This window comes from Actinomadura gamaensis (assembly GCF_042652125.1).
In the GTDB taxonomy this organism is placed as follows: Bacteria; Actinomycetota; Actinomycetes; order Streptosporangiales; family Streptosporangiaceae; genus Spirillospora; species Spirillospora gamaensis.
In genome coordinates this window covers 58306-71134 of sequence record NZ_JBHSIT010000006.1, presented here as the reverse complement: position 1 = coordinate 71134, position 12829 = coordinate 58306, and the positions used below count along the sequence as shown (strand labels likewise).

At 75.0% G+C, this 12829-nt stretch carries 8 protein-coding genes; all 8 read left to right on the top strand.

All coding sequences use genetic code 11. The features are described 5' to 3' along the window. The first annotated feature begins 2 nt into the window (after positions 1–2). The 8 genes from ACFPCY_RS21015 (at position 3) to ACFPCY_RS20980 (ending at position 12802) form a co-directional block, all read left to right on the top strand. Complete coding sequence (locus ACFPCY_RS21015) at positions 3–2216, top strand: GAP1-N2 domain-containing protein (RefSeq protein ID WP_378257628.1); 2214 nt, start codon at positions 3–5, stop codon at positions 2214–2216. 4 nt (positions 2217–2220) lie between these two features. Then, complete coding sequence (locus tag ACFPCY_RS21010) at positions 2221–3966, top strand: TRAFAC clade GTPase domain-containing protein (protein WP_378257626.1); 1746 nt, start codon at positions 2221–2223, stop codon at positions 3964–3966. A gap of 151 nt (positions 3967–4117) precedes the next feature. Further along, positions 4118–4513: a PASTA domain-containing protein gene (locus ACFPCY_RS21005; RefSeq protein ID WP_378257624.1), complete on the top strand. Its 396-nt coding sequence runs from the start codon at positions 4118–4120 to the stop codon at positions 4511–4513. 111 nt (positions 4514–4624) lie between these two features. Then, on the top strand, positions 4625–5248 hold the full coding sequence (locus ACFPCY_RS21000; RefSeq protein ID WP_378257622.1) for a malonic semialdehyde reductase: 624 nt from the start codon (positions 4625–4627) through the stop codon (positions 5246–5248). 125 nt (positions 5249–5373) lie between these two features. Beyond that, positions 5374–6357 (top strand): phosphotriesterase family protein, encoded by a 984-nt coding sequence (locus ACFPCY_RS20995; RefSeq protein ID WP_378257620.1) that lies wholly within the window; start codon positions 5374–5376, stop codon positions 6355–6357. Positions 6358–6662: 305 nt separating this feature from the next. Continuing rightward, entirely contained in the window at positions 6663–7817 is a 1155-nt protein-coding gene (locus ACFPCY_RS20990) for a S1C family serine protease (protein ID WP_378257618.1), read from the top strand. Between the two features lie 217 nt (positions 7818–8034). Beyond that, positions 8035–10206 carry an ATP-binding protein gene (locus ACFPCY_RS20985; protein WP_378257616.1) on the top strand — a complete coding sequence of 724 codons (2172 nt, stop codon included), beginning with the start codon at positions 8035–8037 and terminating at the stop codon, positions 10204–10206. 163 nt (positions 10207–10369) lie between these two features. Continuing rightward, positions 10370–12802 carry an ATP-binding protein gene (locus tag ACFPCY_RS20980; RefSeq protein ID WP_378257614.1) on the top strand — a complete coding sequence of 811 codons (2433 nt, stop codon included), beginning with the start codon at positions 10370–10372 and terminating at the stop codon, positions 12800–12802. Positions 12803–12829: the final 27 nt, after the last annotated feature.

Below are 12829 nucleotides of genomic sequence, written 5' to 3'. Positions count from 1 at the left end.
AGGTGGCGTGGCAGCTCCACTACACCTCGGCTCGGCGTGGGCCCACGGGCCGGTCGGGGTTCCAGTTCGTCGCGGAGACGCCGGGGTTGCCGGACGGGATGCGGGCGCGGGTGACGCCGCACCTGTCGTACCGTCCGCCGCCGGAGGCGCCGCTGTCACCCAGTGACGAGGAGCTGGACCAGTTTCCCGTGTCGCTCCTGTACGACCGGGTTGACGGGCGGCCGCTGCTGCTGCGGTGCCGGTATCTGGGGCGCGACTACTCGGGGCGGTACGGGAACTTCTTCGCGCACGCGGTGGTCGCCGAGCCGGACGAGCTGGAGGGCGTGCGGCCCGCCGAGCTGTGGCACGCGCCGTTGTGGACCGAGTCGCCGTCGTCCGAGACCGAGCTGCCCGAGGTGGACGATCTCGTGCCGGACGAGGGGCTCGATCCGGAGTCGCTGGCGGCGTGGCTCTCGGACGAGCCGGAGGGCGCGTACGAGCGGCTCGCGCGGATCGTGGACGCGGTCGTGACCGTCCTCGGGCGGGGGCACGGGCGGGTGGTGCTCGTGTCGTCCGATGTGGAGCTGGTCGCGCGGTGGATCGCGGTCGTCTCTTACTCGCTGCCGGTGGCGGCTGCGTCGGCGTTGTCGTTCGTCACCTACAGCGCGGATCCGGACGGCGCGCCTCAGCGGTTGGTCGGGACGACGCCCGACGTGTGGGCCTCCGCGCAGCGGACGTCGCCCGCGTTCCCGCTCGATCGTCCGGTCGCGGGCGCGCAGGAGGCGGGGCGGTTCGCGCGGACCGTCGCGACGTGCTGGCGTGAAGCGGATTTCGCCGGGCTGGACGCGCTGGCCGAGCTGGCGTTGCTCGGGTCGTCCGGTGCCGTCCCGGATCCGGCGGTGCTGGACCGGGCCGCCGGGCTGCTGGCGCTGTGCCGGGGCGAGCACGGCGTGCCGGAGGACGAGGAGGCCGGCGCCGCCGAGCTGCTGACCAGGCACGGGACGGCGATCCCCGACTGGGTGTGGCGCGATCTCGTGCGGGGCGTTCCGTCGATGGGCTACGAGCTGGCGCTCGCGGTGCACCGGTGGGCGGACGCGGCGGGGGCGCCGGAGGTCGCCGTGCAGTGCGCGGCGCGCGCCCTGTCGCAGGCCCCCGATTTCACGGCGGTCGTCCGCCTCGCCACCGGTGGGACACCGCACGGCGAGATCGTCGCCGCGGCGTCCGGGCGGGCGCGGTCAGGGGCGTCCGATCTGCCCAAGGCCTTCGTCGAATGCCCCGCCGAGACGCGGACGGCGCTGCTGGAAGGCGTCCTGAACGGCCTGCACGCGGCGGATGCCGCGACCCGCAAGGCCGTTCTCACCGACGCCGCCTGCGACCTCCTTTACGACGAGCTCTTCTCCGCGGGCAGGCCGCACGAGTCGTTCTCGCCCTACGTCGAGGACGGCCTGCGGGGCGTGGTGGCGGCCGAGGTGCTCGCGTCGGTGGGGCGCAGGACGCCGGAGCGGCGGGTGGCCGTGACGGGCGCGATCCTCGGTCTGGACCTGAGCGTCGCCGAGCTCGATCCGGTGTTGAGCGCCGTCTGGGAAGAGCCGCCCGATCCGGTCGTCTGCCTGGAACTGCTGGCCGCCTATCCGGACGCCTGCGCGGAGCATCCCGCGCTCGGGGTCCTGCCGTCGCGGACGTTCGTGAAGGTCGCGAACGGGTACGGCGGGCTGGCCGAGGCTTCGACGCTGCGGCTGGCCGAGCGGGTCCGGACGGTCCTGCCGGGCGGCGCGGCGGACGCGGACGCGGCCGTCGTCCGGGCGCACGCCGACGCGGTGACGGCGGACGAGCCCGCCGACGCCGCCCGGGCGCTGGACGGTCTGCCGCGCGCGGGACGCCTCGCCGCGCGGGCGTTCGAGTCCGCGGCCGAACGGCTGGAGCGGCGCGATCCGGTGTTCCGGGCCGAGCTGCTCGCGGCGGCGTCGCCGACCGCGCGGGCCCGGCTCGGCGTCCAGTGGACGGGCGGTCCGGGCGGGCGGCGCCGACGGGGCGGCGACGGTGACCGGCGGGACGAGCTGATCGAGGTCGCGTTGCGGTTGCGCGCGCGAGGCGTCCGCGAGCCCGCGCTGGAGGAGTGGGCGCGCGGCGCGGTGTCGCGGTTCCTGGCGGCGCGGCACCTGGAGTCGCGGTTCGCGTCCGATCCGGCGTTGCGCGCCGCGTTGAAGGCGCTGCTCGGCGACGCGCGGCGGGGGTGATCCGATGCCCGCCGTCGTCATCGGACTGATGATCCTGGTCTGGCTCGCCGTCATGTACGTCGGGTTCGTCCTGGTGTTTCCCGTGCTGTTCCCGGCGGTGGTGGCCGCCGCCGGGCTCGCCGCGTTCGGGCTGTACTACCTGCACGCCGTCCGGGCGCTGACGCCGCGCGAGCGCGCCGGGCCGTCGCCGGTGGACGAGCCGGAGACCTCCTACCGGACGTACCTGCTCGGGCAGGCGTGGCGCGACTGGTGGACGATCACCAGGACGGTCGTCCCGCGCGTCTACGGGACGGCCCGCGACGTGATCCTCCGGCTGTCCCGGTTGCAGTTCGGCGGGCTGTGGGGGTTCTTCACGTTCCCGTTCTGGCTGGCGCTGTGCGCGGGGATCGCGGTCGCGGCCGTCCCGGCGGCGGTGCTGGGGCTCGCGCTGACCGTCCTGTACGGGGCGGTCGCGGCGGTCGGGCTCGCGGCGTGGTCGGTGTGCGTGCTGGCGCTGGCGGCGGTCGAGCGCGGTTTCATGGTCTACGGCCGCATCCTCCAGACCTGCCCGCATCCCTTCTGCTACGAGCGGATCGCGCTGCCGGTGTACGCGTGCCCTGGATGCGGCGCTCGGCATCCGCGCCTGACGCCGGGCGCGGCGGGCGCGTTCCGGCACGTCTGCAAGTGCGGGACGCGGCTCCCGACGACCGTCCCGCTGGGCCGGTTCCGGCTGGCCGCGTACTGCCCGCACTGTGAAGGACGGCTGCCCGAGCGCATCGGGCGCGTCCGGATCGAGCCGCTCCCGTTCGTCGGCGGACCGGCCGCCGGGAAGACCACGTTCATGGTGCTCGGCATCCGGGCGCTGCACGCGCGGGCGCGCGCGGCGCACGGACGGCTCGCGTTCGTCGAGCGGCGGCACGCCGAGGCGTACGCGGCGATGGTGCAGGTGTTCAACTCGGGCGGGCGGCCCGCCAAGACCGGCCCGGAGCTGCCGCTCGCGACGATGCTGGACGTGGAGCTGCCCGGCCGCGTCCGCCGCATCCTGTACCTGTTCGACCCGGCGGGCGAGCACTACACGGGCGCGACCGAGGTCGAGTCGCTGCGCTACCTCGACCACGGCGAGGCGCTGCTGTTCGTGGTGGACCCGTTCGCGCTGCCCTACGTCCGGCACTCGCTCGGCGAGTCGGAGCTGCACCTGGTCGAGGAGTCGGCCGGGACGTCCGAGGAGGACCCGGCCGACACCCTCCAGCGGGTGTTGAACGAGCTGCGCACCCGGCCGGACCGGGGCCGGCAGAAGCGCGTCGGCGTCATCGTCACCAAGCTCGACCTGCTGGTGAAGACCGAGGTCGGCCGCGACGTGACGGCCGAGGGCCTGCGCGACTGGCTGGCCGGGGTCGGGCTCGGCAACTCGGTGCGGACGCTGGAGCAGGTCGCGGCCGAGGTGCGGTACTTCGGGTCGGGGCTGTCCACCGCGCCGGGCGAGGTCGCCGACCTGCTGCTGTGGGCGTCCGGGCTGGCGTCGGCGACGCCGCCCGCGCCGGTCGAGGCGTCCCCGGACGTGATCGACGAGGTGCCGGGGACGTCCCCGATGCGCGCGGCGTGGCCGGTGCGCGGCCGCGACCCGGCGCTGGTGCCGCTGGGCTACCAGGTCGGCCGCTGGTCGGTGCTCGGCGGGCTCTCCGCGGCGGGCCTCGCGCTCCTGTTCACCGTAGGCGCCGGCGCGTCGCTGCTGCTGGACACGGTGAAGATCCGCTTCCCGTTCCCCTTCTGATCCGGAGTTCGGCTCCGCTGCGCGAGCCGGCGCCTTCGCGCGGGCCGGACATGCCGAAACGGGCGGGCGGCGAACTCGATCTCGGGAACCGGAGTCCCACCGGGCCAGAGGGGACGCGATCGGAACGTCCCCGGGCGATGGGGGCGCAGGGATGCCCGAGAGTCGGCCGCAGGAGATCCCGGGGCGGACGATGCTGCTGCTCGGCGGCGGCGCGACGGTCGCGGCCGGGCTGGTGCTCGGCCTGACCGTGCTGGTGGGCGGCGGCCCCGGCGGGTCCGGCGGGTCCGGCCCCGGACCGGGCACGACGGTCACCACCACGCAGGTCGGACGGTCCGAGGGGGCGATCACCGTGCCACCGGTCACGGGGCTCGGCTCGCGCGCCGCGACCGACCGGCTCGCCGAGCGGCACATTCCGGTGGGCGCGGTGATCCGCGTCCCGTCGTCCCGGCCGTCCGGCTCGGTGGTGCGCAGCTACCCCGAGGGCGGGACGCCGCTGGCGGGCGGCGAGCAGGTGACGCTGTACGTCTCGGCCGGCATGGGCGGCTGACCGGGCCGTCGGGGCTGTGATCGGGGCCACGCGCCGTCCGGCATAAGCGGGTGACCGGCCGCGTTATCGTGATTGAAAGTTCAACAGTTAGCTGCGAGAAAGGCTTTCGCGATGACCGCCCTGCACCCCGACGTCCTGCCCGCCGGCGCGCTCGCCCTGGACGCCACCACCCAGGACCTGCTGTTCCGCGAGGCCCGGACCGCCAACACCTTCACCGCCGACCCGGTGTCCGACGAGCAGCTCCGGGCGATCTACGACCTGGTCAAGTACGGCCCGACCGCGATGAACAGCCAGCCGATGCGGCTGGTGGCCGTCCGCACGCCCGAGGGTCGCGAGCGCCTGGTCAGGCACATGGCGGAGGGCAACCGGGCCAAGACGGCCGCCGCGCCGCTGAGCCTGATCGTGACCGCCGACACCGGCTTCCACGAGCACCTGCCGACCGTGTTCCCGCACGCCGAGGGCGCGCGCGACGCGATGGAGGCCAACCCGGGCCGGGCGGCCATGGCGCGCTTCAACGCCGCGATCCAGCTCGGCTACCTGATCGTCGGCATCCGCGCGGCGGGCCTCGCCGCCGGTCCGATGGCCGGCTTCGACGCCGAGGGCCTGCGCGAGGAGTTCCTGGACGGCACCGGCCAGGAAGTGATCGCCGTGGTCAACGTCGGCAAGCCCGGCCCGGACGCCTGGTTCCCCCGCAACCCGCGCCACGCCTTCGACCGGGTCGTCACCGAGGTCTGAGCCCGCTCCGGGCCGGCGCGGGCGTTGACGGGGCTCGCGGGGGCGTCCTAGGTTGCCAGATACCGACCGGTCGGTACGCGTCGTCGCGCCGGCCGGCCGTGCGCCCCGGACGCCCAGGAGGCCCCATGCCCGCCGTGGAGACCGTGCGCGGACCGGTCGACGTCGCCGACCTCGGCCGGACGCTGATGCACGAGCACGTCTTCGTGCTGGACGACTACAACCAGCGCAACCACGGCGTCGGCGCGTGGTGGGACGAGGAGGAGCGCGTCGCCGACGCGGTCGCGAAGCTCACCGACCTCGTCAGGCGCGGCATCAGCACGATCGCCGACCCGACGGTGTGGGGCCTCGGTCGGTACATCCCGCGGATCCAGCGGATCGCCGACCTCGTCCCGGACCTGAACATCATCGTCGCGACCGGCCTCTACACCTACAACGAGCTGCCGTTCCCGCTGCACCACCGGGGGCCGGGCACGACCCTCGGCGGCCCGGAGCCGCTCGTCGCCGACTTCGTCCGCGACCTGACCGAGGGGATCGCGGACACCGGGGTCAAGGCGGCCTTCCTGAAGTGCGCCGTGGACGAGCCCGGATTCACCCCCGGCGTCGAGCGGGTGATCCGCGCCGTCGCCGCCGCGCACCGCGAGACCGGCGCGCCCGTGACCGTCCACACGCACAGCGCGTCCCACACCGGGCGCGGCGCGCTCGACCTGCTGCGCAAGGAGGGCGTGGACCTCGCCAAGGTCGTCGTCGCCCACGCGGGCGACAGCAACGACCTCGGCTACCTGAGCGAGCTGGCCGACTCCGGCGCGATCCTCGGCATGGACCGGTTCGGCCTCGACGCCTACAACCCGACCCCCGAGCGGGTCGCGACCGTCGCCGCACTCTGCGCCCGCGGCTACGCCGACCGGATGGTGCTCAGCCACGACGCGTCCTGCTTCATCGACTGGTTCGGCCCCGACCCGGAGGTGCTCCGCCCGTTCGCGCCGAACTGGCACTACCGGCACCTCACCGACGACGTGCTCCCCGCGCTCCGCGAGGCCGGTGTGACGGACGGCCAGATCGACCAGATGCTCGTCGGCAACCCCCGCCGGTACTTCACGTCCGCGTCCTGAACCGGCCGCCGCGACGGCCGCGGAGCCGGTCCCCGGTCCGGCCGTCGCCCTGGCCGGAACCCTGGCCGGAACCCTGGCCGGAACCCTGGTCAGAACCATGGTCGGAACCATGGTCGCCGCTCCGGTCACCGACCCGGCGCGGCATGTCCGGATCACGTGATCCGCAACGCTCTCGTCCGATGGTCACGAACATTTCCGCTTCCCGGTGCGTTTCATGGTGTAGAGCCGCCATGCCGTAAAAGGGACGGTGTAAGAGCGACGCAGCGGGTATCCCGTCCGCGTCCGCGCGGCGCGGAGGAGGCGTGATGCACCCAGGTCCGGACCGCAACGTCCCCGACCCCGGCGGGTCCCGCTCGGCCGCGGGCTGGCTGGTGCTGCTGGCACTGGCCGGACTGGCGGCGTTCCTGCTGGTGAGGCCCGTCCTCGCGGGTTCGGTGGGCGATCCGCCCGCGGTCGCCCAGTCGTCCTCGCCGTATGCCGTGCACCGGCCCGCCGGCGGCGTGCGCGGCGGCGGGATCGTCAACATCGACACCGAGCTCGGCTACCGCGGCACGCTCGCCGCGGGCACCGGCATCATCCTGAACCCGTCCGGCCTGGTGCTCACCAACAACCACGTCATCCAGGGCGCGACCGTGATCAGGGCGACCGACACCCGCACCCGCGCGACGTTCACCGCGCGCGTCGTCGGCTACGACAAGTCCAGCGACGTCGCGGTGATCCGGTTGAGCGGCGCGAAGGACGCCGGGCTGAAGCCCGCCGCGTTCGGCGACTCCGACAAGGTGGCCGAGGGCGACCCGGTCACCGCGAAGGGCAACGCGGGCGGCAAGGGCGGCGCGCCCAAGGTCGCCCGCGGCAAGGTGACCGGCCGGGACCAGTCCGTCGTCGCGCGGGACGAGTCCGACAGCTCGTCGGAGAAGCTGTCCGGGCTCATCGAGACGGACGCGGCGATCCGGCCCGGCGACTCGGGCGGCCCGCTGTACAACGCGGCGGGCGAGGTGATCGGCATGGACACCGCCGCGTCCGCCGGGTTCAAGATGGCCAAGCAGGACGGCGCGCGCGGCTTCGCGATCCCGATCAACCGCGCGCTCGCGATCGCCGAGCAGATCCAGCACGGGCAGGGCGGCCCGAAGGTGCACATCGGCAAGACCGCGATGCTCGGCGTCAACGTGAAGGCCGCGGACGGCGCGCCGGGCGCCGGCGGTCCTGCGGGGCAGGGCGGCGCGCGGGGCGGCGGCGCCCAGGTGGTGTCCACGCTGGCCGACTCTCCCGCCGAGCAGCTGAACATCCCCCCTGGCGCGGTCATCACCGCCCTGGACGGCAAGCCGGTGGACTCCCCCACCACGCTCACCGATCTGCTCCTGCTCCACCACCCCGGCGACACGGTCGCGCTGACGTACCAGCCGCCCGGCGGCCAGCCGGTCACCCAGCAGCTGAAGCTCACGGACGGCCCGCCGCAGTAGGGGGACCGCGCGAGCGGAGGCGCAGGCGGCCGGGAGGAGATGCCGGAGCGGTAATCGGACCGTCACGAAAGGTGCCGACCGGCGTAGGATGGCCGCGTCCCGCCCTCGGGCAGGAGAGCTTCCGCGCTCCGGCGGCAGAGCGGGCGGCGCTCCGGCAGGAGGGCGCGCCGCGCTCCGCACCATCCCCCCGAACCCGACGCGATAGCCGAGGCCAGCGGTGGCGAGTTCGCAAGGACGGCCGGGCAACCTGCCCGCCGAGTCGACCAGTTTCGTCGGCCGCCGGGCCGAGCTGGACCAGGTCCTGAGCGCGCTGGAGCGGGCCAGGCTGGTGACGCTGCTCGGCCCGGGCGGCGTCGGCAAGACCCGGCTCGCGCTGCGCGCCGCCGACCGGGCCCGGCCGCTGTTCCCCGACGGGGTGTGGCTGGTCGAGCTGTCCGGGCTGCGCGCGCCCGAGTCGCTGCCCTGCGTGATCGCCGAGACGCTGCGGCTGCCCGGCCGCCGCCTCGGCGACCCCGCCGAGTTCCTCGCCGAACGGCTCGCCCCGCGCGAGCTGCTGCTCGTCCTGGACACCTGCGAGCACCTCGTGCACGCGACCGCGCTGCTGGCGGAGCGGCTGCTGACCGCCGCGCCCGGCCTGCGCGTGCTGGCGACGAGCCGCGAGTCGCTGAACGTCGTGGGCGAGCACATCGTGCCCGTCCCGCCGCTGGAGGTCCCCGGCCCGCGGGACGGCGCGGCCTCCGACGCCGCGGGCCCCGACGCGGGCGCGGCGTGCGACTCGGTGACGCTGTTCGCCGAGCGGGCCGTCGCGAGCAGCCCCGGCTTCACCGTCGCGCCCGCCAACCACGCGGCGGTCTGCCAGCTGTGCCGCCGCCTGGAGGGCATCCCGCTCGCGCTGGAGCTGGCGGCCGTCCGGCTGCGCGCGATGCCGGTCGAGGAGATCGTGGAGCGGCTGTCGGACCGGTTCCGCGTGCTCGGCGGCGCGCACGGCGCGTCCCGGGCGGCCGGGCGCACGACCGAGCACCGGCACCAGACGCTGCGCACCGCGATCACCTGGAGCCACGACCTGTGCATGCCCGCCGAGCGGATGCTCTGGGCGCGGCTGTCGGTGTTCCCCGGCGACTTCGACCTCGCCGCCGCCGAGGCCGTGTGCACCGACGACGACCTGCCCCCGTCCGAGCTGGTGGACGTGCTGACCATGCTCGTCGACAAGTCCGTGGTGCGGTTCGACCCGAAGGCCGACCGCTACCAGATGCTCGACACGCTCCGCGAGTACGGCGCGGAGCGGCTCGTCCAGGCCGGGGAGCGGGACCTGCTGCGCCGCCGCCACCGCGACCGCTACGCGGCGCTCGCCGACCAGGCCGCGCGGGACCGCCTCGGCCCGCGGCAGCTCTGGTGGACGCGGCGGCTCCGGGACGAGGCGGGCAACCTGCGCGCCGCGCTGGAGTGGTCGCTCGCGACGCCCGGCGAGCAGGCGGCGGGACTGCGGCTGGCCGTCGCGCTGCTGGACCACTGGTTCCTGACCAGCCGCATCGGCGAGGCCCGCACCTGGTACCACCAGGCCCTGGAGAGCACGCCGTCCGACCTGCCCGAACGCGGGCGCGCACTGTACGCGGCGGGCCTGTTCACTGTGCTCCAGGGCGATCTGCCCGCCGCGGGAAAGCTGCTGGACGACACGCTCGCGTTCGCCGAGGCGTCCGGCGACGCGGATCTGCGCGCCCATGCCGTCCAGGAGCTGGGCCGGCTGCGGCTGCACTCGGGCGACCTCCAGGGCGCGCTGGACCTGTTCCGGGAGGCCCGCGCCCACTACGACGGGACGGGCTACCCGGACGTCCGTGCGATCACCGTCCTCACCGACCTGGCGTCGGTGCACGCGCTGCGCGGCGAACCGGACGACGCGCTGGAGCTGTGCGCCCGCTGCTTGGAGATCTGCGAGGCCCGGGGCGAGAGCTGGTGCCGCGCCGCCGCGGTGTGGATGCGCGGCGCGGCCCGCTGGCTCGCCGGGGAGCCCGGTCCCGCCCTCGCCGACGCCCGCGACGGCCTGCCCGTGCGCGCCGCGTTCGACGACCCCGGCGGCATCGCGCTCACCCTGGACCTGATGATGGCCTGCGCGGTCGCGGACGGCGAGCACGAACGCGCGGCGGTCCTGGCGGGCGCGTCCGCACGCCTCTGGGAGACCCTCGGCATGCACGCGCTGCGCGGCCCCCACTACTCGGTCCTGCGCGAGGAGGGCGTCGCCGCGTTCACCCGCGCGCTGGGCAGAACCCGAGCCGACGCCCTCCTCTCTCGCGGCCGATCCCTCACCCTTCCCGAGACCCTCGCCTTCGCCATGGCCGAACCGCCCACGAACGCGCCGCCGGAGCGCGACCCCCAGAAGCCGGCCGACGCGTGACGGCGGACCGACGTTGCCCAGCTCGCTCAAGTGGGTCTCGGGATGAACGAGTGGGTGCCGCGGGCGAGCGGGCGGCTTTCCTTCGTAAGCGGGTGCGCACGGTGAGTGGCGGCGACGTAGGATACGTCCGTCCGAGATTCCCGAGGCGAGGGTCGAGGCGGCGGTGACCACTCTGGCGACGGAGCTCCGGCCGGGCAACCTTCCCGCCGAGATGACCGGGTTCGTCGGGCGCCGGGACGAGCTCGCCGAGCTGCGTCGCGCCGTGGAGCGGTCCCGGCTGGTGACGCTGTGCGGGCCGGGCGGCGTCGGCAAGACGCGGCTCACGCTGCGCGCGGCCGCCGCGTCGCGCGACGCGTTCGAGGACGGCGCGTGGCTGGTGGAGCTGTCCGCGCTCCGCGACCCCGGGCTCCTCGCCCGGACGGTCGCCGAGACGCTGCGGCTGCCGGACGTCGGCGCCGGAGATCCGCTCGACCTGCTCGCCGAGCATCTGGCGTCCCGGCACCTGCTGCTCGTCCTGGACACCTGCGAGCACCTGCTGGACGGTTGCGCTCTGCTCACCGAGGTCCTGGTGCGCGCCGCGCCGCGGCTGCACGTGGTCGCGACCAGCCGGGAGCCGCTGAACGTGATCGGCGAGCACATCCTGCCGGTCGGTCCGCTGGCCGTCCCCGCCGAGGACGCCGCCGATCCCGAGTCCTGCGACGCGGTGCGGCTGTTCGCCGACCGGGCCGCGGCGGTGCGGCCGGGCTTCGCGGTGACGGGCGCGAACCGCGCGGCGGTGACGCGGCTGTGCCGCCGCCTGGACGGCATCCCGCTCGCGCTGGAGCTGGCCGCCGTCCGGCTCCGCGCGATGTCGGTGGACGAGCTGGACGAGCGCCTGTCCGACCGGTTCCGCCTGCTCGGCCCGACCCGCACCGGCCAGGTGCGGCACCAGACGCTGCACACCGCGATCACGTGGAGCCACGACCTGTGCACCGACGCGGAGCGGCTGCTGTGGGCACGTCTGTCGGTGTTCCCCGGCGACTTCGACCTGACCGCCGCCGAGCGCGTCTGCGCCGACGACGCCCTGCCCGCCGGAACGGTGTTCGGCGTCCTGACCCGCCTGGTCGAGAAGTCGGTCGTCCAGTACGAGGAGGACCGCCGCCGCTACCGGATGCTCGACACCCTCCGCGAATACGCAGCCGAACGCCTGACCGCCCCAACGAGCACCCGAACCACGCAAAGCACGAACGGCGCGGACGGCGCGAACGGGGCGGACAGCGCGAACGGCGCGGACGGGGCAGGCGGTGGGGCGAGCTTGGGGGAAGCGGATGCCGTCCGGCGGCGGCATCGCGAGCACTATGCGGCGCTCGCCGAGCGGGTCGCCGCGCACCAGCTCGGTCCCGAGCAGCTCGCCTGGTTCGGGCGGCTGCGGGACGAGCAGGCCAACCTTCGCGTGGCGCTGGAGTGGTCGCTCTCGACGCCCGGTGAACAGGAGGCGGGCGTCCGGCTGGCGCTCCGGCTCGCGCCGTACTGGTACTTCGCCGGGCTGTTCGGCGAGGCGCGCAAGTGGTACGGCCGGGCGGCGGACGCCGTCCGGGACGGCGCCGGCCCGGAACGCGCCTGGGCGGAGTTCTGGAACGCCACCTACGCCGTCCAGCAGGGGGACCTGGATCCGGCGCGCGGCGTGTTCGCGTCCATCCTGGAGCGTGCCGAAGGGCTGCGGGATCCGGACCTGCGCGCCCACTGCCACTTCGAGATCGGCCTGATCCGGTTCTACGAGGGCGATCTCGACGGCGCGGTCGCGGCCTACGAGAAGGCCGAGGTGATCTGGGATCGGATCGGCTACCGCAATCCGATCACGCTGAACGTCCACTACGCGCACGCCGGGGCGCGCGCGCTGCGCGGCGAGGCGCGCCGGGCGCTCGAACTCTGCGCGCGCGGCCTGGAGGTGTGCGCGCGGACGGGCGAGAAGTGGACGGCGGCGTCCACGATCTGGATGCGCGGCACCACGCACTGGCTGGACGGGGACGGCGAGCGCGCCGAGGCCGACGTCCGGGAGAGCCTGCGCGTCAAGGCGGGCTGCCGCGACCTGATCGGCATCGTCGTGTGCCTGGACCTGATGGGCGCGTGCGCGATCACCGCCGGGCGGCCCGAGCGGTCCGCGGTGCTGTGCGGCGCGGGCGAGCACCTGTGGCACCTGCTGGGTTCGCCGATCCAGCGCGGCTCGCACTACCTCGCGATGCGCGAGGCGCTGGTCTCCGGCCTGCGCGACACGCTCGGCGAGGAGCGGCTCGCGGAGCTGCTCGCGAGGGGCGCGGCCCTGGACGTCGAGGACGCCGCCGAGTTCGCGCTCGGCGACGACGACCTGCCCGCCGCACTCCGCGTCCACCCGGCGCCCTCGCCGGACGCCGCGTCCGGGACGCAACCGCTCACGCGGCGCGAGCTGGAGATCGCCGACCTGGTCGCCGAGGGCCTCACGAACCGCGAGATCGCCGAGCGCCTCGTGATCGCCAAGCGGACGGTCGACTCGCACCTGGAGCACATCCTCGCCAAGCTCGGCTTCACCTCCCGCACCCGCGTCGCCACCTGGGCCGTCGAACGCCGCCCACCCCGCTGACCCGCCCTCCCCGGCGTTCGGGGGCGA